14 protein-coding genes and 1 pseudogene are annotated in these 22,672 nt (G+C 69.5%); 9 read left to right on the top strand and 6 right to left on the bottom strand.

The window, feature by feature from the left end; genetic code table 11:
* Positions 1-83 precede the first annotated feature (83 nt).
* The 5 genes and pseudogenes from DD559_RS06480 to DD559_RS06500 all read left to right on the top strand — a co-directional run.
* Positions 84-299 (top strand): annotated as a pseudogene (locus DD559_RS06480) (integrase core domain-containing protein); the annotation flags it as partial.
* A gap of 230 nt (positions 300-529) precedes the next feature.
* Positions 530-2,620, top strand: coding sequence for a TonB-dependent siderophore receptor (locus DD559_RS06485; RefSeq protein ID WP_116468464.1), 2,091 nt, complete (start codon positions 530-532; stop codon positions 2,618-2,620).
* A 7-nt stretch (positions 2,621-2,627) separates the two neighbouring features.
* Positions 2,628-2,924: a ketohydroxyglutarate aldolase gene (locus DD559_RS06490; protein ID WP_116468465.1), complete on the top strand. Its 297-nt coding sequence runs from the start codon at positions 2,628-2,630 to the stop codon at positions 2,922-2,924.
* Positions 2,921-4,405, top strand: coding sequence for a PepSY-associated TM helix domain-containing protein (locus tag DD559_RS06495; RefSeq protein ID WP_116468466.1), 1,485 nt, complete (start codon positions 2,921-2,923; stop codon positions 4,403-4,405). Before DD559_RS06490 ends, DD559_RS06495 begins: the two co-directional genes overlap by 4 nt.
* Positions 4,402-4,719 (top strand): DUF3325 family protein, encoded by a 318-nt coding sequence (locus tag DD559_RS06500; protein ID WP_116468467.1) that lies wholly within the window; start codon positions 4,402-4,404, stop codon positions 4,717-4,719. The genes DD559_RS06495 and DD559_RS06500 overlap by 4 nt, the downstream gene beginning before the upstream one ends.
* 42 nt (positions 4,720-4,761) lie before the next feature.
* Here the strand turns inward: DD559_RS06500 and DD559_RS06505 are convergent, their stop codons facing one another.
* Genes DD559_RS06505 through DD559_RS06520 form a run of 6 tightly spaced genes read right to left on the bottom strand, consistent with a single transcriptional unit; the run spans position 4,762 to position 8,748 of the window.
* Positions 4,762-5,733 carry a prohibitin family protein gene (locus DD559_RS06505; RefSeq protein ID WP_116468468.1) on the bottom strand — a complete coding sequence of 324 codons (972 nt, stop codon included), beginning with the start codon at positions 5,731-5,733 and terminating at the stop codon, positions 4,762-4,764.
* Complete coding sequence (locus DD559_RS06510; protein ID WP_116468469.1) at positions 5,730-7,280, bottom strand: ATP-binding cassette domain-containing protein; 1,551 nt, start codon at positions 7,278-7,280, stop codon at positions 5,730-5,732. The genes DD559_RS06505 and DD559_RS06510 overlap by 4 nt, the downstream gene beginning before the upstream one ends.
* Positions 7,277-7,447 (bottom strand): hypothetical protein, encoded by a 171-nt coding sequence (locus DD559_RS19760; protein WP_165831015.1) that lies wholly within the window; start codon positions 7,445-7,447, stop codon positions 7,277-7,279. Before DD559_RS19760 ends, DD559_RS06510 begins: the two co-directional genes overlap by 4 nt.
* Complete coding sequence (locus DD559_RS06515; RefSeq protein WP_116468470.1) at positions 7,444-8,028, bottom strand: hypothetical protein; 585 nt, start codon at positions 8,026-8,028, stop codon at positions 7,444-7,446. The genes DD559_RS19760 and DD559_RS06515 overlap by 4 nt, the downstream gene beginning before the upstream one ends.
* Positions 8,029-8,063: 35 nt before the next feature.
* Entirely contained in the window at positions 8,064-8,228 is a 165-nt protein-coding gene (locus tag DD559_RS19765; RefSeq protein WP_165831016.1) for a hypothetical protein, read from the bottom strand.
* A 10-nt stretch (positions 8,229-8,238) separates the two neighbouring features.
* Complete coding sequence (locus DD559_RS06520) at positions 8,239-8,748, bottom strand: DUF697 domain-containing protein (protein WP_165831017.1); 510 nt, start codon at positions 8,746-8,748, stop codon at positions 8,239-8,241.
* Between the two features lie 273 nt (positions 8,749-9,021).
* Here DD559_RS06520 and DD559_RS06525 point away from each other — a divergent pair, with 273 nt between their 5' ends.
* From DD559_RS06525 to DD559_RS06540, 4 genes are read left to right on the top strand one after another with little or no spacing between them, the layout of a single operon-like run.
* Positions 9,022-11,067, top strand: coding sequence for a non-ribosomal peptide synthetase (locus tag DD559_RS06525; RefSeq protein WP_165831019.1), 2,046 nt, complete (start codon positions 9,022-9,024; stop codon positions 11,065-11,067).
* On the top strand, positions 11,064-18,638 hold the full coding sequence (locus DD559_RS06530) for a non-ribosomal peptide synthetase (protein WP_116468473.1): 7,575 nt from the start codon (positions 11,064-11,066) through the stop codon (positions 18,636-18,638). The genes DD559_RS06525 and DD559_RS06530 overlap by 4 nt, the downstream gene beginning before the upstream one ends.
* Positions 18,635-22,474, top strand: coding sequence for a non-ribosomal peptide synthetase (locus DD559_RS06535; RefSeq protein WP_116468474.1), 3,840 nt, complete (start codon positions 18,635-18,637; stop codon positions 22,472-22,474). Before DD559_RS06530 ends, DD559_RS06535 begins: the two co-directional genes overlap by 4 nt.
* Positions 22,467-22,670 (top strand): MbtH family NRPS accessory protein, encoded by a 204-nt coding sequence (locus DD559_RS06540; RefSeq protein WP_206364464.1) that lies wholly within the window; start codon positions 22,467-22,469, stop codon positions 22,668-22,670. The genes DD559_RS06535 and DD559_RS06540 overlap by 8 nt, the downstream gene beginning before the upstream one ends.
* The last annotated feature ends 2 nt before the right edge of the window (positions 22,671-22,672 follow it).

Consider the following 22,672-nt stretch of genomic DNA (forward strand, 5'->3'; position numbering starts at 1 on the left):
AACCCTGGCAGTACAGAAACGCGGGCCCAAGCCAAAGCGAATGGCGATTAGTGAGTGTGTTTAGTAAACTGTCACCGTAATTCAAAGGCTGCTGGCGCGACAATGTGTTCGTGGAGCGCCTATGGCGCTCGGTGAAATACGAGGAGGTGTATCTCAACGCCTATGCTTCGGTCCCCGAGGCGCGCGCCGGCATCGGCCGCTATCTCGGCTTCTACAATGCCGTCCGACCGCATTCTGCGCTTGGCGGCTGCACGCCAGACCAGATATATTTCGACCAGCCGCTTCTCGCTGCGGCATGAGCAACCAACGGCGATCCACTTATCGAAGCCGCGAGCCTGTCCAGACAAACCGAGCCACTTCTCCTGCCGGTCTCCGCTTGTGCCTTTCGGGCAGCCATGCGGCTCCCATCCTGTCCACTGGCGGAACCTGCATCGCTCTCCATGTCTCGAATGATAATGCGTTTGACTCGCAATAGATGTTGATCCTAAGGGCGGGGCGTTGCACGAGACCTTGAAGGAAAAGCCGGATCATGCCGTCGTCATTGCGTATCGCTTTGCTCACCTCCGCGCTGTTCGCGCTGCCCGGCACGGCATTCGCCGGCCCGGACGACGATGGTGACAAGGCGGCCGATCAGCAGAGCCAAATCGTCGTCACCGGCATCGTCCAATCGTCGCAAAGCGCCACGGGCCTGGCGCTCTCCCCGCGCGAGACGCCGCAGTCGATCACGATCATCGACCAGGCGCGCATCCAGGATTTTCAGCTCACCAACATCAACGACCTGCTCGACCAGACCGTCGGCATCAATGTCGAACGCGTGGAGACGGACCGTACCTATTATAATTCGCGGGGCTTCGACATCGCCAGCTTCCAGGTCGACGGGATCGGCCTGCCGGTTGCCTATGGCATCCAATATGGCGACCTCGATACTGCGCTGTTCGACCGGGTGGAGGCGATCCGCGGCGCCAACGCGCTGATGACCGGCGTCGGCAACCCCTCCGCGACGATCAACTATGTCCGCAAGCGCCCGACCGACAGCTTCCAGGCGAAGGGCAGCGTGCAGGCCGGTTCGTGGAACCGCTGGCGCGCCGAGGCCGATGTCTCGGTACCGGTGACCGACAGCTTCGCCGTCCGCGCCATCTATGCGCACGAGAATCGCGATTCCCACCTCGCCTACAACCATGTGAACCGCAACGTGGCCGGCCTGATCGCCAGCTGGAAGGTGACGCCGCAGCTCACTGCGACTGCCGGCTACAGCCGCCAGGAGAATGACGCGAGGGGCGTGTTGTGGGGCGCGTTGCCGCTTACCTATGGCGACGGCAGCCGCATCCCCTATGCGCGCTCGGCAACCCCCGCGGCGCCCTGGACCTTCTGGGATACCACCGATCAGCGCGCCTTCGGCGAACTCGCCTATGATCTGGGCAGCGGCTGGCAGGCCAAGGGCGTGGTTACCTATGCCAACAACCAGCAGACCGCGAAGCTGCTCTATGCCTTCGGCACGCCGGACAAGGCGACCGGGCTCGGCATCCGGGGCCAGGTTGGCTTCTACCCGTCCGAAACGGACGAGTATCTGGGGGATGTCACCGCCTCCGGCCCGCTCACCCTGTTCGGCCGCGCGCATCAGCTGGCGTTCGGCGTGTCGCGCGGCCGGCAGGACAACCGCCAATGGCAGGGGGCAGGCAACAGCCTCATCGCCTATCCGGCGGTCCCGAACCTCGCCACCGGCGGCATTGCCGATCCGGGAACCGGCCCGGTCACGCTCGAGGCGAACGGCCGCATCGACGTCACCCGTGTCTATGGTGCCGCGCACCTGAACCTCACCGACCAGTTGAAGGCGGTCGTCGGCGCCGGCGCGACCTGGCTCGAGGCCGGCGGCATCTCCTATGGCGCCGATCTTTACCGCAAGAATGGCAGGGTCAGCCCCTATGCCGGCTTCACCTATGACCTCACGTCGAATGTCTCTTTCTACGCAAGCTATACCAGCATCTTCAATCCGCAGGATGAATCGGATGTGCGCGGGCGCCGGCTCGCGCCGATCACCGGCACCAGCATCGAGGGCGGGCTGAAGAGCGAATGGTTCGGCGGTCGACTCTATGCCACAGCATCGCTGTTTCGCGCCCGGCAGAAGAATCTCGCGACCGTCGCGGGCCAGTTCGGCCCCGGCGATCCCGGCAAGCTGGGCAGCAACTATTATGTCGGCGTCGACACTACCGCCCGCGGCTTCGAGCTCGAACTGGGCGGCCGCGTGACGGACAACTGGTCGATCAGCGGCGGCTATACCGGGCTGGAGATCGAGGATGCCGCCGGCGCCCCCGCCCGCGTGTTCCTCCCCACCAAGAGCCTCAAGCTCGCCACCACCTATGCCGTGCCCGATCTGCGCGACCTGAAGCTGGGTGCCCAGCTGCGCTGGCAGAACAGGGTCCGCAGCCCCGATTTCAGCGTGACGCAGGATGAGTATGCCGTACTGGACCTGATGGCCAGCATCCGCCTGGTCGATCACGTCCGCGCCGCGATCAATCTCCGCAACGTGACGGACAGCACCTATCTGGGCAGCCTCATGTGGGGCCAGGCCTTCTATGCCGCGCCGCGCAGCGTGCTCGGCAGCATCACCTTCAGCTACTGAGGCAGGCATGGGGGTGCATTTCCGCCACGGCTTGGGCTATCGGGCGAACGTCGCGGTCCGCGCGGTCGCCGGCAGCGTCGGCGCCTATCTGGTTGCCGCCTGGTTCGCGGCGGCGGCGGCGCGTACCCTGCCAATGAATCGGCTGGATGCCACCGTATCGGCGACCATGCTCGCCTTCCTGGTCGCGCCGGTCGCAACGCTCTGGGCGTTTCTCGCACCCGGCCCGTGGCGTGCGCTCGGCGGCATCCTCGGCGCAGCGGCGCTGCTTGCCGGCATCGCCTGGGCGGCGGGGGCGCCGGCATGAGCGCGGTGCGCGACGGTACCCGGCAGGTAATGGCCTGGCTGCATGGCTGGACCGGGCTGCTGCTTGGCTGGCTGTTGTTCGTGATGTGCCTCGCCGGCACGCTGAGCGTCTTCAAGCCCGAAATCAGCCGCTGGATGCGCCCGGAAACGACCGCGACCGCCGATCGCGCCGCCGCGCTCACCGCCGCCGCCGGCTTTCTCTCCAAGGCGGCGCCAAGCTCGTTCGGCTGGTATCTTACGCTGCCCAATGCCCGGATGAACACGGTCGAGGCGACCTATGATCCCGGCACCGGCTTCGTCTATCGCGCGCTCGATCCGGTTTCCGGCACGCCCGTGCCGCGCGAGACGCTGGGCGGCGAGTTCTTCTACCGCCTCCATTTCGAGCTGCAGCTGCCCTTTCCCTGGGGGCGCCTGCTCGCCTCGCTGGCGGCGATGGTGCTGCTGCTCGGCCTCATCACCGGCATCTTCGCGCATCGCCGCATCTTCAAGGATTTCTTCACCTTCCGCCCGGCCAAGGGCCAGCGCTCCTGGCTCGACGGGCACAATGCGCTGGGTGTGCTCGCGCTGCCCTTCCACCTCATGATCAGCTTCACCGGGCTGCTGATGCTGGCCACGCTCACCATGCCCTGGGCGATCCGCGCCAATTACGGGGAGGACATGGCTGCGATGTTCCTCGCCTTCCAGCCCGGCCAGATCGACCGCCCCGCCGCCGGCAAGCCCGCCCCACTGGCCCCGCTCGCCCCCATGCTGCGCGAGGCGGAGCGCCGCTTGGGCCAGCCCGTCGGCCGGGTGACGATCGCCCATCCGGGCGATGCCGCGTCGACCGTGACCATGTTCCGCGACGATGCCCGCCAGATCGCCTATGCCGCCGGCGCGATCAGCTTCGACGGTGCAACCGGCCGCGTCCTGGCCGACTGGACCGAGAGCCGCCCCGCGCTCCAGAGCTACGGCGTTGCCTATGGCCTGCACCTCGCCCGCTTCGCCCCGCTTGCGACGCGCTGGCTCTATTTCCTGTGCGGCGCGATGCTGACGATGGCGGTGGCGAGCGGGATGGTGCTGTGGGTCGTCAAGCGCCGCGAGCGGACGCCGCGCAGCCTCGGCAATCGTATCGTCGAGCGGCTGAACGCGGGCGTGCTGGCCGGTGTGCCGATCGGCTGCATCGCCTTCCTGCTGGCCAACCGCCTGCTCCCGCTGGGGATGCCGGCCCGCGCCGAGGCAGAGGTCTCCGCCGCCTTGTGGAGCGCGGGTGGGGCGGTGCTGCTGGGCGTGGTGCTGGCACCGAAGCGAAGCTGGCCTCTGCTGCTGTCGCTGCTGGCAACGGGCTGCCTGGCCGCGGCGGTGCCCGGCGGCGGCTTTGCGGATGCGGCGCAGACCGGCATGAGCGCCACCTTGCTGGCTGCCGCCGCTGCCATCGGCTGGCTTGCCTGGCGGCAGGGGCATCGCGCCGCGCCGCGCCGCCGCGTTCGGGCGCAGACCGCATGATCGCCGCCGGCCTGACCCTGCTCGGTTTCTTCGGTCTCGCCGCCGCGATGCCCCGCCATGCGCCGACCCTGCTTGGAGCCGGGTATCTGCGCGCGCAGCCACAGTCGCTGCGGATCGCCGGATGGGGCGCCCTTTTGGCCGCGCTGGTGGCGACATTATCTGCCCCGGACTGGCCCGTCGCCCTGGTCACCTGGTTCGGCCTGCTACCGTTCGCGGCCGCCCTGATCCTGCTGGGCCTGACCTATGATGCGCGCCTGGCCCGTGGCGCAGCGGCAATCGGCGCGCTGGCCATTGCTGCAGGGCTTTTGGGATAGAACGAAGCGACGGCGCCGGGATCTCCGGACACCGCCGTCGCTCTAACGCGCCGGCCGTGCGCCGGGCGAGCCGTCGGGATTGAGGATCAGCGGCATGCCGTCGCGGCCGCTGCCGATCACGATGACCTTGCTGTTGGGCGACTTTGCCAGTTCCAGCGTTGCCTCGATGCCGCGCCAACGCAGATAGCCTTCCGACAGGTTGCTGTTGACGATTTCCTGGAAGTTCCGGATGCCCAGCGCCTCGATCCGGCGCCGTTCGGCCTCCTTGCGCTCGCTCTCGATACGGTAGTTATATTCCTGCGATCGCTGCAGCGCCTGGTTCTTTTGGATGATCGCCTGCTTCACCGCCGGCGGTAGCGAAACGTCGCGGATCATCACGTCTTCCAGCACGACCGCGTCAATTCCCGGATATTCGGGCGGGTTGAACTCGTTGCGCAGGTTCCACGCGACGGCGTTGCGGATTTCCGACTGGATGCGCAGTCGCCCCGCGCTGTACAGGTCGCTGGAGGCATGTACCGACAGCACGTCGCGCGTGCGTTGCAGGATATCGGGGCCGACCAGCACCTCGCGATAATTCTCGCCGATATATTGGTGGAGCAGCGGCGCGGCGCGGCCAAGGACCCGATATCGCCATGCCACTTCGAGATGCACGGAAAGCCCGTCCTGCATCAGCACGTCAAAGCTTGCCTTTTCCTGCTGCAGCCGGCGATCATAGATGTAGACGCGATCCCATGGGAGCGTCAGGTTGATGCCTTCGCCCATCACCATGTCCACCCGCGTCCCGCCGCCGAAGCGCGACCATAGCACCCCGACATGGCCGGCCGGGATATTGTGTACGATATTGCCGAAAAAGGCGATGAGGCACACCAGCGCGACCAGCAGTACGATGATCAGTTCATAGCCCAGCCGATCGAGGAAGCGCACAAGACCGCGCAGGCGCGGCGGTACGCGCTCCAGCGGCGAGGGTGGCGCCGCCGGCGGATTTCCGGCTTCGGTGCCCGGCTGTTCACTCATCGTGCGATTCCCATGTTGCGCCCGGTTCGCGTCGTATCGTCCAGTATCAGGTGGGTGTTGGCGAGGGGTATGAAGGCAGGATCGTCGCTGGCGAGTGCGACGGTTACGCCCCGTGCGGTCAGCCGCGCGATCCAGTCGCTGGCCAGCATCCGGCGGAAATCGGAATCGCGTTCCAGATCGGGGTTGTCGATCACCAGCAGCGGTCGCGCTTCCAGCACCGCGCCCACGAAGGCGAGGCGCGCGGCTTCGGTGCGGCTTGCGCCATCGACCTGGAAAGCCCCGTCGCGCCAGTGATCGTGCGGATCCAGTCCAAGCGCGACCAGCATCGCTTCCACCTCCTGCGCGCTGACGGGGCGGCTCGGCAGAGGGCGGGGAAACGGGCGTGTGTCCGGCAGGACGCCGGCGGTGCGCATCCGTTGCAGCGTGCGGCCCGCGATATCGAGCGCAACGCCATCGACTTCAATCGTGCCGGTGCGCGGCGCGTCGAGCCCGGCAAGCACCCGCAGGATTCGGCTTCGCGCCTCGCTGTCCCCGGAGAGCAACAAGGTTTCGCCCGATCGCAGCGTCAGGTCCAGCGGCGGCGCGCTTTCGCGCAGGCGGATCGTGCCGAACGGGACGGTTGCAGCCGGATCGGTGGCGGTGGCGATCGGCGGCTGCAACGCGTGCCATTGCGCAGCTGCGCGTTCTGCCGCCAGCAGGGAAGGCGCAAGCTGTGCCAATAGCGCCAGCGGCGTCGCCGCCAGCAACAGCGCCAGGGCGACCGGCAACGGGTCCAGTCCCTGCAACAGGCCATCGGCATAGCGGCCGCCGAACAGCGCAACGCCGAGCAGCAGCTGGAGCATCGCCAGGAGGAGCAGCGTACCGCGGAACCGATCGGCAGTGGCGGCGCTTCGTGCCGTGTCGGCGGTCGCGAAGCGCAGGGCGGCGCTATCGGCCAGGTCACCGGCACGATCGGTGTTCAGGCGGGCGGCGTCGCGATCGCGGATCAGCGCCTGCACCACGTCCATGGCATCGTCGGCTTCGCGCGACGTGCCTGGGTGATGCGCCTGCCAGCCCGCCGTCACCGCAACCGCCGCGCCGATCGCCAGCGCGGCCTGCGGCACTGCCCAGGAAAGATAGGCGATCCATCCGGCCAGTTGCGTCAGGCAGAGCAGCGCCAGCGTCGCCATCACCGTGGCATCGGCGATCCGCGGCGGGATGCGTGCCATTTGCCGCGCGAAGCAGGGTTGGGCGGGCAGCGCTTCCGCCGCGAGAAGCTGGGCGGTCGCCTGCCCACGCAGACTGGCGCGCAGGTCTTCCGCCGCGGCGGCACTACGCACATGCAGCGCGCGCGCGGCAACCGCGAACAGGATGAGGAGCACCGCGAACAGCAGGGCGGGGACCAGCCCCTCGGCCTGTCCGGTCAGCAGGCCGAGGGCAAGGGCAGCCAGGGCCGTGCCGCTCAGCCCGGCGGTTGCCGCAAGCAGAAAAAGATGTTGTGCGGCGTGCCGGCTTAGATGCCCCAGCAGCAGATCGATAAGGGCGGAGCGCCTGCGGATACCGTTCATGCTGGATCGGTCATCCTGCGTCCGACGAACCGGCAATAGAGGAAGCCCAGCAGCGGCGTGAACACCACCGCCAGAGCCAGCAAACGCCAGAAGCCGTGCGGCCGGTTCCGGCCATATGCGGCTACGATCGCCGCAAGGACGATATACAGCCCCAACGGGCTGATCATGACGTACGCTTCAAGGCGAGGGGCCCTTCCGGGCGGACGACGACGAAGGACGTGCAATCCGACCCGTCGAGGAAGCTGCACCGATATACATGAACCGCGCCCACCAGCCCGGCGCACTGGCCCGATGTGGCGGGCACCGGCGTGATGCTCTGTTCCGAAAGCGGTGCCACTTCGACGCGGTGCACCGATCCGCCGGTACTGCCGCCGCCGGTGTACTGGATGCCGAATTCCAGATCCTCGATCGCCTGACCCGCGCTGTTGTACACGGAAAGGCCGACATTGCAGGTATACTGGCCAGGGCTGGCCAGGTTTTCCACCATCACGGCCGTCGTCGCGGTGATGGCGATCGATGCCCGCGCGTGTGTTAGCAGTTCCATCCGGTGCTGCTGGGTGGGCAGGATCGTTCTGTTGGCCGCAGCTGCCTCGTCCGCTTGCGTCGCGCGCTTCACGGTTCGCTCGGTGTCGGTCTGGTTCCGTCCATGGTCGAACGAGGCATATAGAATCGCCCCGCCGATCAGCAGGAACAGCAAGGTCCGCAGTTGCGGATCTCCCGGCGAGGGTCGCCGCTTCGGAATCTTCATGAACGTTCGGCCCTCCCCCTGCCTAGCCATCCTGCCTAGTGCCTCGGCGGACTGCTTTGCCCCAGCAGCAGCGCCGTCAGAGCAATGAGCGGCGACAGGATGACAGCAAGCACGAACGTTCCGAGAAAGCCAAGCGGCCGATCGCGGCCGACGATGCCGACCGCGACGGAGAGCAGCAGAAAAATCAGCAGGGGGAGCATGACCGGGCGATCAGGCTTTCGCGGTCGCGACGTCGCGGCGCAGGCGTTCGCTCACCGCTTCCGGGCTGAACGAATGGAAGGTGCCGCCGCCTTCGTAATGGGCGACGAATACCTTGCCGATGGCAAAGGTCGCCGCTGCGGCAAATCCGCCGAACGACACCACACCCACGGCCAGCCCAACCGCAGGCACGCTACGCGCCACCGCGCTGGTGGTGTAGCTGGCGAGTCCGCCGGACAGGAGCGTGCCCAGCAGGACGGAGATGGTGCCGCGTACGGCCTCTTCGCTCGTCTTCTGTTCATAGAGATGCGAAAGATCGATCACCATCTTGGCCTGTACTGCCGCCAGCGCGGCGAGATCCACGAAGGGTAGCGGGATCAGGCCGGTAGCGGCGCTCCATCGTGTAGCGCTCGAGATGATCTTCGAAGCGGATTCGATTTTGTTCGGTGTAGGAGAATGCACGGTTGCTTCGGCATTGCTCCCGTGGTCTTTTGTTGCGGTGGCCATCTCTTTATCCTTCATGGACGAACGGAATCGACTTGAATTCATAGAAATACGCCAAAACACTACAATGCGTTGTATTCAACTGTAGCAAGGGTGGCCATTGTTGCATAGCATAAAATGGCAATATATAGAATGAACAAAAACTGACATTCGGGCCGTGTCGCGTGTGCTTCGTATTGTGTTCAGCGGGCCGTTGGTGGGGGCCCAACTCGGAGGGCGTATGCGGTCCACAATGACTTGGCGACACCTTCTGGTGAGGGCTTGATGCCGTCGGCATCCTGTACCCTCCCGATGTCGTGCGACCTTTCCGAAGCGCTGTTTTCCAACGTCGCAGTACAGCCCGATTCGCCTGCTTTCGCTGCAATTGATACCATGGGCGTGCCGGGTCGGCAGCTGTGTTGGCGCGATATGGGCCGCCATGTCGCGGCGGCCGCGGCGCACCTTACAGCGCAGCTTCCCGCCGGTGCGCGGGTGTTGGTGCCGCAAGGCCCGGCCCTCTGCTTCGCCGTCGCGCTCCTGGGCTGCCTTGCCGCGGGCGTCGTTGCCGTGCCGGTTCCCCATCCCGTCCACCGGCGTCGACGCTCGGCGATCGCGGCGATCGCAACCGATTGCGGCGCATCCGCGATGCTGGTCCCGGGCGAAGGGGCGGAGGGGGCCGAGGGATTGGGGGTAGCCGTGATCGCCATGGTGGCCCCGGAGGGGGAGGTGCCGTTTCCTGCGGCGCGTTTCGCTGCCGGCGACCTTGCCTTGCTGCAATATACCTCCGGATCGACCGGTCAGCCGAAAGGGGTGATGCTGACGCGCGGGAACCTGGCCGCCAACGCCGCTGCCATCGCCGGCGCGCTGGCGGTGACATCCGACGCGCGCTTTCTGACCTGGTTGCCGCTGTTTCACGACATGGGACTGGTGACGGGCGTCCTGGTGCCGGTGCTGTGCGGCGTGCCGTCGCTGTTCCTGCCGACGCAGAGCGTCTCGCGCGATCCGCTGCGGTGGCTGGAGGCGATCAGCGCGCATCGTATCACCCATTCGGGCGGTCCGAACTTCGCGTTGGCGAGTTGCGTCGAGCGCGCCGATCCGGCCCGTCTGCACCACCTCGACCTGTCGTGCTGGCGCTCGGCCTTTCTGGGTGCCGAACCGATTTTCGAGGAGACGCTGCGGCGATTCGCCGACGAAACGGCGATTGCGGGCTTTGCGCCGGAGGCGTTCCAGCCCTGCTACGGTCTGGCGGAGACCACCTTGATGGCGACTGCGGCGACGGCGGGGCGCGGTGCCACGGTCCGTGCCTTTGCCCGCGATGCCCTGCGCCAGGGCATCGCCCGCGCCCCCGCCGCCGGCGAGGTGGCGCGCGCGCTGACCGGGTGCGGCATGCCGCCACCGGAGGCCCGGATCGCGATCCGGGACGACAAGGGCGATCCCGTTGCCCCGGGCGTGCTTGGCGAGGTCCTGCTCTCCGGCCCCAGCGTCGGCGCCGGCTATTGGCAGAAGCCGGAGGCGACCGCGGCGACCTTCGTGTCCGATGCCGAAGGCGCCCTATGGCTGCGGACCGGCGATATCGGTTTCCTCGACGGTGGAGAATTGTTCATCGCCGGGCGGATCAAGGATCGCCTGATCCTGCGGGGCCGCACCCAGCACCCGCACGATATCGAGCGCGCGGCCAGCCAGGCCCATCCCGACCTGCTGCCCGACGATGCCATCGCCTTCCCCGTGGAGGCGATGGCGGGTGAGGGATATGCGGTAGTCTGCGCGCTACGGCGCGGGGCGATGCGCCAGTGGAGCGGTGCCGAACTGGTGCTGGCGATCCGCCGTGCCTGTGTGCGCGCGGCCCAGGCGGATCCGGAAGCGGTGGCGCTGGTGGGACCGACGACGCTGCCGCGCACGTCCAGCGGCAAGCCGAAGCGCCGGACCTGTGCGGAAGCCTTTGCTGCCGGCACGTTGGAGACGCTGCACGTCTGGCGGCGCAGCGCTGGCACGGCGTGGAACGCGGTGCTGCCGGCCCGGCCCGATGCCGACGCGCTTGCGGGCTGGATCGCCGGCTGGATCGCCTGCCGCCTGCGCGTGCCCGCAGCGGAGGTTTCGCTCGACCTTCCGTTCGAGGAAGTCGGGCTGGATTCGATCGGCAGTGTCGAACTCGTCGTGGCACTGGAACAGGCGCTGGAGCGAGACATCCCGGAAACCATGATCTGGGATTGCCGGACGATCGATGGGCTGGCCGCGGCGCTGGCCCACCCGGCCGCAGCGGCGCCAGCGGCACGCGCACCGGCATACGCGCCTGCACCCCGGCCGACATCGGATCTGCTTGCCCGGTTGCGTGCCGAACTTTCGGGGACCCTTCCATGAACGACCTCGCCGAGCACCGTTCGCTGCTGCAATCGGCGATCGAGCAGATCGAGCAGCTTCAGGCCCGGCTCGATGCGCAGCGCGCGCCGATCGCGGTGGTGGGGATCGGCACCCGCTTGCCTGGTGCGGAGACGCCGGACGCCTTCTGGGCGCAGACCCTGGCGGGTGCCGTGCGGTGCGGGCCGCCGCCGCAAACCCGCGCGGACATTGCCGGCTGCTACGATCCGGATCCTTCTGCCCCCGGCCGCGCCTATGTGCGGGATGCGGCCTATCTTGACGATATCGAGCAGTTCGACGCGGCTTTTTTCCGCCTGTTGCCCGCCCCCGCCGCTGCGCTGGACCCCCAGCACCGGATGCTGCTGGAAGCGAGCTGGAATGCGATCGAGGATGCCGGCATCGATCCCCTCACGTTGCGCGGCAGCCGCACCGGCGTGTATGTCGGCCTTTCGTTCGATGCCTATGGTGATCGCGTGCGCGGCGTGCCGTCGGCGATCGATCAGGCGTCTGCGCTGGGCGGCGCGCGCAGCCTTGCGGCGGGGCGGATTTCCTATTTTCTCGATCTGCACGGCCCTTCGTTGCAGCTCGATACGGCCTGCTCCTCTTCGGCACTGGCGGTGCATCAGGCGGTGCAGGCGCTTCGGATCGGCGATTGCGACCTGGCCCTGGCCGGTGGCGCCAACGCGCTGATCGGCGCGGCGACGATGATCGAGCTTTCGAAGTTGAAGGCGCTGAGTCCGAGCGGGCGGTGCCATAGTTTCGACGCGCGGGCCGATGGCTATGGCCGCGGCGAGGGGGCGGTGCTGTTTGCACTGCGCCGCCTGGCCGATGCGGAAGCGGCGGGGGACCGGATCCACGCTGTGATCCATGGATCGGCCAGCAACCATGACGGCGCCAGCAACGGCCTTACCGCGCCCAACGGCGGCGCGCAGGAGGCGGTGATCCGCGCCGCGCTGGAGGATGCCGGCGTCCTCGAGGATGCGATCGGCTTCATCGAGGCGCACGGTACCGGCACCGCGCTGGGCGATCCGATCGAGACGGCGGCACTGGCGCGCGTGTTCGCCGGCGCGGCCCCGGGATCGATCGCGCTGGGATCGGGCAAGGCCGGGTTCGGGCATCTTGAGGCCGCGGCAGGTGCGCTGGGGCTGCTGCGGGCGATCCTGGCGGTGCGGCACGGCACCGTGCCGCCGCAGCCCGGCACGGTCACGCCGACGCACCGGATCGACTGGGCGGGGAGCCCGTTGCGGCTGGCGACCACCCCGCAACCCTATTCCCCGGCACGTCCGCTTGCCGGCGTCAGTTCCTTCGGCATGAGCGGTACCAACGTGCATCTGGTGGTGGGGCCGCCGCCGGCCGCGCCCGCGCCGCCCCGCGCCCGCACCGGCGTGGCGCGACTTTCCGCCGCCAGCCCCGCCGCCTTGCGGGCGCGGGCGCGGCAGATCGCCGATCATCTGGCGGGCCAGCCCACGCAAGATCTTGCCGATGTCGAACGCAGCCTGGCCGCGCGCGCCGGCCTGCGGCACCGCGCCGCCTTCGCCTTTCCCGACCTGCCGAGCCTGATCGGCGCCCTGCGCGCCTTTGCCGCGGGGGACGAGGGCGCTGCACTGGCCGCCGATGCGCCGCTGCCGCAGGGCGAGGCGGTGGGACGGCCGATCAGCCTGCCCGCCTATCCCTTCGAGCGCGAACGCCACTGGATCGATCTGCCAACGGCCGTCCGCTCCGATGAATCGGTAATGCCGCCGGCACCGCTGCCTGCCGCGACCGGATCGTCTGCCCAGGCCTCGGCGGGCGAAGGCGATACCAGCGCGCTGCTGCGCGCCATTGTGGGCACGGCGCTGGGAATCGCGCCCGGGCGTATCGATCCGAAGACACCGTTCGTGGAGATCGGCGCCGATTCGCTGATGCTGCTCGACGCGGTTCGCCAGATCGAACAGCGTTTCGGTATCGTGGTGGAAATGGGGGCGCTGTTCGAAGGGCTGTCGACCATTGCTGCCCTTGCCGCGCATATCGATGCCGGGCGCGGCGATGCGCCGGCTGCCCCGGCCCCTGCGCCGGTTGCACATGCAAGCGCGCCGATCGCGCCCGTTCCGGCGCCCCGGCCGGCGGAGCAGGATGCCGCCGAACAGTCGCGCTATTTCGCCGATCTGGTCGATCGCTTTGTCGCGCGCCATCGCGGATCCAAAGCCGTTGCCGATGCCAGTCGCGGCGCGCTGGCAGACAGCCGTCGCGTCGTCGGCTTCCGTCCATCGATCAAGGAAGCGCTGTTCCCGATCGTCGGCGTGCGGGGGGAGGGGCCCTGGCTCTGGGATGTCGATGGCAATCGCTTCGTCGATCTGGCGATGGGTTTCGGCGTCTCGCTGTTCGGCCATGGCTTTGCGCCCGTCGAAGCGGCGATCAGTGCCGCGCGCGATCGTCGGCTGGTGGTGGGGCCGCAATCGCCGGACGCGGGCGCGGTCGCCGAGGCGCTGTGCCGCCTCACCGGGTTCGATCGCGCGGCCTTCTGCAATTCCGGTACCGAAGCGGTGATGACCGCGCTGCGCCTGGCCCGCGCCGCCACCGGCCGTAGCCGGATCGTCACCTTCTCGGGCTCCTATCACGGCCATTTCGATGGCGTGCTGGGCGCTGCCGGGGCGGAACGGGCGGTGCCGGTCACCGCCGGCGTCACGCCGGGCTTCGTCGCCGACCTGACGGTGCTGGACTATGGCGCGGAAGCGACGCTGGCGACGATCGCCGCGCAGGCGGAGTCGCTGGCGGCGATCCTGGTCGAACCGGTGCAGAGCCGGCGGCCCGATCTGCAGCCGGCCGCATTCCTGCAGCGGCTGCGCGCGCTCGCCGATCGCCACGGCATCGCCCTGATCTTCGACGAGGTGTTGACCGGGCTGCGGGTGCATCCGGCCGGGGCCCAGGGCATTTTCGGCGTGAAACCGGATCTGGCGACCTATGGCAAGATTCTGGGCGGCGGGCTGCCGATCGGCGCCGTGGCCGGGGCGGCACGCTTCCTGGACGGCATCGACGGCGGCTGCTGGAACTATGGCGATGCCAGTGCGCCAATGGCCGATCGCATCTTCTTTGGCGGCACCTTCAACAAGAATGCGCTGTCGATGGCGGCGGCGCGGGCAGTGCTGGAGACGCTGGCCGATGCCGGCGGCGCGTTGCAGGACGAACTGAACAGGCGCACCGATGCGATGGTCGGGCGGATCGAAGCCGGCATCGCGACAGCAGGCCATCCGGTGGCAGTCGCCCGGTTCGGTTCGCTGTTCCGCTTCGTGTTTCCGCGCAACGCCGATGCCTTCTACCTCGAACTGGCCTGTCGCGGCGTGTATGTCTGGGAAGGGCGCAACTGCTTCCTTTCCACCGCGCACGACGATGCGGCCATCGATCACGTCGTGGAAAGCGTGCTGGACAGCCTGGCGGCAATGCGTGCCGGCGGAATGCTGGACGCAGGCACCCCGCCGCCTTTGTGGCAGGCCGAAGCGCCTGCGCTGCTGCCCGCGCCTTCGTCGCTTGCCGCCCGCGTGCGCGCTGCGCCGCTACCCGATGTCGGCACCGTGCATGGCGAGCGGACCCGCGCCCTTGATGCGGCGGCCACGGCCTATGCCGCGGCGGCCCTGGCCGAACCGGGTGCGCCCGCGCCGCGATCGCGCGCGCAGGCGGATTTGCTCGCCCGCTGGCGCGATGTCGGCGAGGGCGCGCTCGCCGCAGACATTCCCCGGTTGCTCGATACCGCGACGCGCCTGGGTGGCGGGGCGGAGGCGGCGTTGCTGCGCGCCGCCGGCGAAGCGCTGGGGCCGGTGCTGCGCGGCGAGCGCCATCCGCTCGATGCGCTCGCGCCGCAGGGCGATTTCACGCTGCTGAAGGACATTTATGTGCGCCCGGCATTGGCGGCGGCGACCAACGAACTGCTCGGGCGGGCCGTTGCGGCGCTCGTCGAAGCGCAGCCGCCCGGTTCCACGCTCGACATATTGGAAATCGGCGCCGGCACCGGCAGCGCCACGGGCAAGGCGCTGGCGGCGCTGGGCACGCGCTCGGCGCGCTACCTCGCAACGGATATGTCGCTGGCGTTCTTCGATGCGACGCGCTGGCCGCATCGCCACGACAGCCGGCTGCGCTATGCCACCTATGACATGGATCGTGACGCGGTGGCGCAGGGGATGGCGGCATCGGGCTATGATCTGATCATCGCTTCGAATGCACTGCACGTCGCCGCCGACCTGCCGTTCACGCTCGCCCAGATTCACCGCCTGTTGCGGCCGGGTGGGCTGTTGCTGCTGAACGAACTCACCGCGGCGCCGCGCTGGCTGCAACTGGTGTTCGGCCTGACCGATGGCTGGTGGAGCCATCGCGACGCCGAACGACTGCCGGAGACCCCGCTGCTCGCGGCGCAGGGGTGGGAGCGGGTATTCCGCGCCGCCGGCCTGCCGCTGGCGGAGGCGCTGGAACCCGGCGGACTGGGCGATGCGCCGGGCGGGGCGGTGCTGATCGGCCAGAAGCGGCGCAGTGCGGAACCCTCGCGGGCGCAGCGGCAGCTCCATGCGCTGGCCCAGCTCGATCCGGCGGGCGCGCAGGCCTATACGCTTGGCTTCGCCGTGGACCTGCAGGGGCCGGTGGACGAAGCCGGGCTGGCGGCTGCGCTGACGGCAGAGGCGGCAAGCCACGATGCCCTGACCGCCGTGTTCGCGGGGACGGATGCGCCGCGCATGGTGTTCGATGCCGCGCCGATCCCTGCCTGTGCGATCGTGGATCGCACCGGCACCGCGGGCGATGCCGGTGCGCTCGAAGCATGGGAGCGCGCGTTCTTCGATGCGCCGTTCGATCTCGCCCGTGGCCCGCTGTTCCGCGCCGCGCTGCTGCGGCTGGGGGACGGGCGGTGCCGCGTCGCGATGGCATTGCCCCACATCGTCGGCGACGGCGTTTCGCTGGCGACGCTGTGGGAACGCACGGTGCAACGCTATGCCGGCCAGGGACTGCCGGATGCGCCGCGCTTTGCCGATCATCTCGAAACCGAGCGGGCCTGGCTGGCCGGTCCGGAGGCGGCACGGTGCCGCGCCTTCTGGGCGAAGACGGCGTCGGCTCCGGAGCCTGCCGCCCAGGCCGTTGACTGGCGGGGCGGCACCGTGCGTCGATCGATCGGGGGCGCGCTCGTCGATGCGCTGCGGGTACGCGCCGCCGCGGCGGGGATGACGCCGTTCATGCTGCTGTTCGCAGCGCATCGCCTGTTGCTGCGGCGCACGCTGGAAGATGCTTCGCCGACGATCGGCGTGCCGATCGCCGGGCGCAGCCGCGCGGCGCCGGGGCTGGTGGGATATTGTACCCATTTGTTGCCGATCGCGGTGCCGGTGCCGCTCCATGCGACGCTGGACGAACATCTTACCGCGACCCGTGCAGCGTTGTTGGCCGCCTATGCCCACCAGGATCTGCCCTTTGCCGAGATGCCGGGCGGCGGCGGCATCGATCTGACGTTCAATATGGATGCCGCCACGCTCCCGGCGCCGGACGGGTGTACCGCCCGGCAGGTCTTCCGCGATTCCAGCACCGAACCCTTCGCCCTGCGCTTCAACCTGACGATGGCGCAGGATGGGATCATGGTGGAGGCCGGCTATCAGAAGGCCCGCTTCGACCGCGACACGGTGGAGCGGCTGCTGGAGCGCTATCATGTGCTGTTGCGCGCATTCGCCGATGCGCCGGGTGATCGCCGGCTTGTCGATCTCGCGCACCAGACGGCCGAAGACGTGCGCGCGGCGCGCGGGTTGCTTTCGGCACGGCCGCCGCTTGCGCCGCCGCAATCCTTTCCCGCGGCCTTCCTCGCGGCGGTTGCGCGGGCACCGGATTCGCCCGCGATCCGCTGGCGGGGGGAGGTGCTCTCCTACGATATGCTGCACCGGCGAGCGGCGGAGATCGCAGCGGCGGTGGCCTCTTGCTGCCCGCGGGGCGGCATCGTCGCAATCGATCTGCCGCGCGGACCGGATCTGGTGGCCGCGCTGATCGGCACGATGCTGGCGGGCGCTGCCTATCTTCCGCTCGACCCGGCCGCACCGGGGGCGCGGCGGGCGGCGCTGCTCGCTTCGGCGCGGCCGATGCTCCGGATCGGGCTGAACGAGGTGGAGGGGCAGGAGATCCCGACACTGCGGCTGGACCAGCCCCTGCCGCCCGGCAGCGGCGACCTCGGCGCGGTTTGGGGTGCCGAGGATCTCGCCTATGTGATCGCGACATCGGGCAGCACGGGTACGCCCAAGCTGGTCGGGATCGAGCATGGTGCGCTTGCGGCATATCTCGAATCGGCGGCGGCGATGCGCGCGCCAGGCGCGGATGCGCTGGTGGCGGCGGCATCGCCGACGGTGTTCGACGTATCCGTGCTGGAACTGTTTGCGACGCTGTACGCCGGGGGGGCGGTGCTGCTGCTTCCCGACGTCGCCGCGCTGCTCGCCGGAGAGGGGCCGGTGCCGACGACGCTTGGCGGTGTTCCTTCTGCGATGGCGGCGCTCGAACCGCCCGCCGGGGTTTCCGATATCGTGCTCGCCGGCGAAGCGGTGCCCCAGGCGCTGGCCGATCGGCTGGCGGCGATCCCGGGCATTCGTCTGCACAACGGCTATGGCCCTACCGAGACCACCGTGATCTGCCTGCAGACGCAGCTACGTCCAGGCGAGCCGGTGACGATCGGGCGGCCATTGCGCCATGCCACCGCCTATCTGCTCGATCCGGCGCTGCGCCCTGTCGGGATCGGTGAGACCGGCGAACTCTATATCGCCGGTCCGTCGCTGGCGCGCGGCTATCTGGGGCAGCCGGGGACGACCGCGCGTGCCTTTTTGCCCGATCCGTTCGGTGTACCCGGCACGCGCATGTACCGCACCGGCGATCTTGCACAGCTCACGCCTGCGGGCACGCTGCGCTATCTTGGCCGGCGCGACGGACAGGTGAAGTTGAACGGCATCCGTGTCGAACTGGGCGAGATCGAGACGGCGCTCGCCCGTGCGATCGGCTGCCCGTTGGCCGATGTCGCCGCAGTGACGGCGCACGCCCCGGACGGTCGCGTCCGCCTGGTCGGCTTCGCAAGGCAGCCGGTGGCGCTGGACAATGTCCGCGTTGGCCTGGCGACGCTGCTGCCTGCACCGCTGCAGCCCGCGACGATGTTGTGCGTGGAGGCTTTTCCGCGCACGGCCAGCGGCAAGCTCGATCGCAAGCAACTGGCGGTGCTGGCGGCAGAGGCGCTGTTGCCGATTCGTGAGACCGACGGCGGGGCAAGCACGACAACGGCGATGACCGAGGCGGAGGCGCGGATCGCCGCGGCGCTGGCTGCCGCCCTTGGAGTGGAAACGGTGGGGCTGGACGAGGATTTCTATGCGCTTGGGGGGGATTCGATCGTGAGCCTGCAGGCATCGGCCGCCGCACGGCGGGCAGGGTTCATTCTCGATCCCAAGGCACCGCTGCTGCACCGGACCGTCCGCGCCATCGCGCGCGAGGTTACGCCGGAGGCGCCGCAGCCCCAGCCGCTGGCGGTCGCCGCTGCCGAACCCGATCTCGTCGAGGCCGAACGCGATGCGCTGCGTGCGCTGTTCGAAGCGGATGCGACGGCATGAAGCGCGTCGAATCGATCCAGGCGCTGGGGCCGTTGCAACAGGGCATGGTCTATCATGTCGCCGCTGGCGGCGGGGCGGGGGAGCATTTCGTCCAATTCGTGCTCGCCTTCGAACGGATCGATCCCGCGCGGTTGCAGCAGGCCTGGCAGGATATCGTCACGGCCCATGATGCACTGCGCACCGGCTTCAGCTGGGAAGCCGCGCGCCAGCCCGTGGCGGTGGTGATGACTGGGGTATCGCTTCCGTGGTTGGAGGAGGACTGGCGAGGTCTTTCGTCGGCTGCGTTTGCGGATCGGCTTGCGGGGTATCTTGCGTCGGATCGGTCGCGGGGTTTTGAACTGACGCGGGCGCCGCTGATGCGGGCGCTGCTGGTGCGGGAGACGGAGGTTGGGTGGCGGCTGGTGCTGAGCCACCACCATCTGCTGCTCGATGGCTGGTCGGCGGCGCTGCTGTTCGACGAACTGGCGGAGCGGTATCGTGGGCTGGTGTCCGGGACGGTGCCGGAGCTGCCGCAGCGGCGGCCCTATCGGGATTTTCTTGCCTGGCTGGCGGCGCAGGATCCGGCGGCGGCGGAGCGGTACTGGCGGGCGGTGCTGGCGGATGCGCCGGCCACGGGCGTGCCGCTGGGAAGCGCGGTCGAGGCGGGTCCGCGCCGGATGTCGGAAGCGGAGGGCCTGGTGGCGGCGCCGCTCTGGGCCGAGGTGCAGGCGCTGGGGCGGAGCCTGGGGGTGACGGCGGCGAGCATTGCGGCGGCGGCCTGGGGCATCGTGCTGGCGCGGGCGACGGGCGAGGAGGATGTGGTGTTCGGCACCACCGTGTCCGGCCGCCCGGAAGGGCTTGCGGGATCGGAGGTGATGATCGGGCTGTTCATCAACACGGTGCCGCTGCGGGTGCGGGCGGCGTCGGGGGCGCGGCTGGGCGCGTATCTGGCGGCGGTGCAGCAGGGGCTGATCCAGGCGCGCGAGCATGGCCATGTGCCGCTGGCGAAGATCCAGGGCTGGGCCGGGGCGCGGCGGGCGGCGTTCGAGACGCTGCTGGTCTATGAGAATTATCCGGCGGCGCAGGCGGCGGCGGGATCGGCGCTGGGAGTGACGGCGGCGACCAGCCATGAGGAGACGAACTATCCCGCAGCGCTGATCCTGGAGCCGGAGGCCGAGGGGCTGAGGATCCGGCTGCACCATGATCTGGCGCGGCTGGGGCAGGGCGATGCGGCGCGGCTGGTGGCGCGGTTCGTGCAGTTGCTGGCGGCGATGGCAGCGCAGGGCGCGACGGCCCGGCTGTGCGCGCTGGACCATCGCACGCCGGAGGACCGGGCGGCGAGCGCGGCGCTGGCCAGGGTGCGGATCGATGCCGGTGTGCCGGTGCCGCTGCTGCCCGATCTGTTCCTGGCGGCCGCGGCGCGCCATCCTGCGGCACCGGCGCTCCACTGCGGTGCGCAGACGATGGACTATGCCGCGCTGCGCAGCCGGGCACTGGCCGTCGCCCACCAGCTTGCCGCCCGCGGCGCCCGGCCCGGTGCCATCGTCGCCATCGCCCTGGAACGCGGGCCGATGCGCTACGTCGCCCTGCTCGCCATCTGGCTGTGCGGCGCGGCGAGCGCGGCGCTCGATCCGGAGCAGCCGCCGGCACGGGTGCAGGCAGCGGTGGCGGCGCTGTCTCCGGATCTTGTGCTCGTCGATCCGGCGGCGGCGGGCCTGTTCGATCCGGATCGGTGCGTGGTGCTGGGCGTGCCCTCTGGGGCCGGGGACGATGTCGTCCTGCCCCGGCCGGCGCCCGACGACCTCGCCTATGTCATCCTGACGTCCGGCTCCACCGGGCGGCCCAAGCCGGTTGGGGTATCCTATCGTGCGATAGGCCATGTCGCGGCGCCCTATCAGGACGGGCAGGGGCCAACGCGCATCGTCGCCCAGTCTCTCAACCTGCAATTCGATGCGAGCTTTCTGGAGGTCGTGGCATCGATCCTGAGCGGCGGCTGTCTCGCCCTGCCGGTGGGGGACGAGGATTACACGCAGCTGATCGAGCGGGTGGGGGCGACGCATATCGCCTCCACGCCCAGCCTGCTCGCGCTGCTGGCGCCGGCGCAGGGGGCGACCTTGCGCGAAGTCGTCGTCGGTGGAGAGGTGCTGCCGCCCGCGCTGGCGGCGCTGTGGGCCGGGCGCACCGTGCTGCTCAATTCCTATGGCCCGACCGAGGCGACTGTGCACGCAACCCAGGCGCGGGTTTCACCCGGCGGCACGATTACGATCGGCCGGCCGTTGCCGCACGTCGCGGCCTATGTGCTGAATGCGGCGCTACGGCCGGTAGCGCCGGGGGAGCCGGGCGAGCTGTACCTCGCCGGGCCGGGGCTGGCGCGCGGCTATCTGGGCCTGCCGGCATCGACGGCGCGCAGCTTCTTGCCCGACCCGTTCGGGCCGCCGGGTACCCGCATGTATCGCACGGGCGATCTCGTCCGGATCGTCCCGCGGGGCGATCTGCTGTTCATCGGCCGGCGGGACGGGCAGGTGAAGATACGCGGCATACGGATCGAACTGGGTGAGGTGGAGATGGCGCTGTCGGCGGCCACCGGGCTGGGGCAGGGCGAAATCGCGGCGACGCTCGTGCCGGGACCGGACGGGCGTGGGCGGCTGATCGCCTGTGTGACCCGGCCGATCGCGCTGGAGCGGCTGGACGTGCCGCTGGCCTTCCTGCCTCAGGGGGTGATGCAGCTCCCCGAGCTGCCATTGACGGCCACGGGCAAGGTCGATCGGGTGCGACTGAAGGCACTGGCGCAGAGCTATCGCAGCAGCGAGGGCACGGCGGGGGACGCCATCCTGGCGAGCGGGGCAGAGGCCCGGATCGCGGAGGTTTTCGCGAAGGTGCTGGGGCTGCGGGCCGTCGGGCCCGACGATGATTTCCTGGCGCTGGGCGGCGATTCGATCGTGAGCCTGCAGGCCGCGAGCCAGTTGCGGCAACAGGGGATGCCGGTGTCGCCCAGTGCGATCCTGGCGATGCGCACGCCGCGGGCGTTGGCGGCCGAGCTGAGCGACCCATCGGCGCTGCCCATTCTGCTGCCGCTGCGCGACGGGCCGGGCCAGCCGGTGGTGCTGGTCTGCGGTGCCGGCGGCGGCCCGGAGGCCATGCTCGCCGTCGCCGATGGTCTGGGCGAGCGCCGCGTGCTGGCGTTCGTGCCACCGGAAGGCGTGACGACCATTGCCGCGCTGGCCGATCACCTTGCCGACGCCGTGGGCGATGCCTGTGCGGCCGTGATCGGCCATTCCTTCGGTGCCTATGTCGCCGCCGAGGCGGTGCGCCGCCTGCGCGCGCGCGGGGCATCGCCGAGCCTGGTCGTGCTCGATGCCACCGCGCCGCTGCCCGATCGCCCGCGACAGGCGACGCCGGATGCGGCGCAGGCGCTTGCCGCGCTGGCGGCCATGGCGGCGGAGATCACCGGTATGCCGCCGCCCGCCGCGGATCGCGAGGCGGTTGCGGCGGCGTTGGTAACCGCCGGGGTTGCCCGCGACCGCGAGGAGGCGATGGTGCTGATCGCTCGGTCGCAGGAGCATGGCGCAGAGAATGCGCGCCATGTCGCCGCCCCGCTGCCGCTGCCGGCGATGCTGCTGGTCCGGGCAGGCGAGCGGGCCGATCCGCCCCGCCCGTTCGAGCCGCCCGCAAGCCCGGACCCGGATTGGGGCTGGTCCCGCCTCACCGGCGGCCACGTCGCCACCGCCATCGCGCGCGGCAACCATATTTCGATGCTGCGCGGCACCGCCGGCGTCGAACTGGGGGCGATGCTACGCGCCTATCTCGATTTCGAATCGGCAATGCCGCTCGACCAGGAGGAAGCCATTCATGCCTGAAAAGCCCATCGACGATATGACCATCGACGGCGATTGGTTCGCCGTCGTCCGCAACGGGGAAGGAGCCTATGCGATCTGGCCCGCCGGCCAGCCGGTGCCCGCGGGCTGGAGCGCCACCGGCCACGAGGGCGACGCCGATTCCTGCAGCGGTTATGTCGACGCGCATTGGACGGCGATGCAATCGCGCGGTGGCTGAGG

The sequence above is a fragment of the Sphingomonas pokkalii genome (genome assembly GCF_003096275.1).
Lineage (GTDB): Bacteria > Pseudomonadota > Alphaproteobacteria > Sphingomonadales > Sphingomonadaceae > Sphingomonas > Sphingomonas pokkalii.

Bases quoted from the DNA above. Each gene is read 5' to 3' on its own strand.
- DD559_RS06485 (WP_116468464.1), top strand. From the start codon at position 530: ATGCCGTCGTCATTGCGTATCGCTTTGCTCACCTCCGCGCTGTTCGCG.
- DD559_RS06490 (WP_116468465.1), top strand. From the start codon at position 2,628: ATGGGGGTGCATTTCCGCCACGGCTTGGGCTATCGGGCGAACGTCGCG.
- DD559_RS06495 (WP_116468466.1), top strand. From the start codon at position 2,921: ATGAGCGCGGTGCGCGACGGTACCCGGCAGGTAATGGCCTGGCTGCAT.
- DD559_RS06500 (WP_116468467.1), top strand. From the start codon at position 4,402: ATGATCGCCGCCGGCCTGACCCTGCTCGGTTTCTTCGGTCTCGCCGCC.
- DD559_RS06505 (WP_116468468.1), bottom strand. From the start codon at position 5,733: ATGAGTGAACAGCCGGGCACCGAAGCCGGAAATCCGCCGGCGGCGCCA.
- DD559_RS06510 (WP_116468469.1), bottom strand. From the start codon at position 7,280: ATGAACGGTATCCGCAGGCGCTCCGCCCTTATCGATCTGCTGCTGGGG.
- DD559_RS19760 (WP_165831015.1), bottom strand. From the start codon at position 7,447: ATGATCAGCCCGTTGGGGCTGTATATCGTCCTTGCGGCGATCGTAGCC.
- DD559_RS06515 (WP_116468470.1), bottom strand. From the start codon at position 8,028: ATGAAGATTCCGAAGCGGCGACCCTCGCCGGGAGATCCGCAACTGCGG.
- DD559_RS19765 (WP_165831016.1), bottom strand. From the start codon at position 8,228: ATGCTCCCCCTGCTGATTTTTCTGCTGCTCTCCGTCGCGGTCGGCATC.
- DD559_RS06520 (WP_165831017.1), bottom strand. From the start codon at position 8,748: ATGAAGGATAAAGAGATGGCCACCGCAACAAAAGACCACGGGAGCAAT.
- DD559_RS06525 (WP_165831019.1), top strand. From the start codon at position 9,022: ATGTCGTGCGACCTTTCCGAAGCGCTGTTTTCCAACGTCGCAGTACAG.
- DD559_RS06530 (WP_116468473.1), top strand. From the start codon at position 11,064: ATGAACGACCTCGCCGAGCACCGTTCGCTGCTGCAATCGGCGATCGAG.
- DD559_RS06535 (WP_116468474.1), top strand. From the start codon at position 18,635: ATGAAGCGCGTCGAATCGATCCAGGCGCTGGGGCCGTTGCAACAGGGC.
- DD559_RS06540 (WP_206364464.1), top strand. From the start codon at position 22,467: ATGCCTGAAAAGCCCATCGACGATATGACCATCGACGGCGATTGGTTC.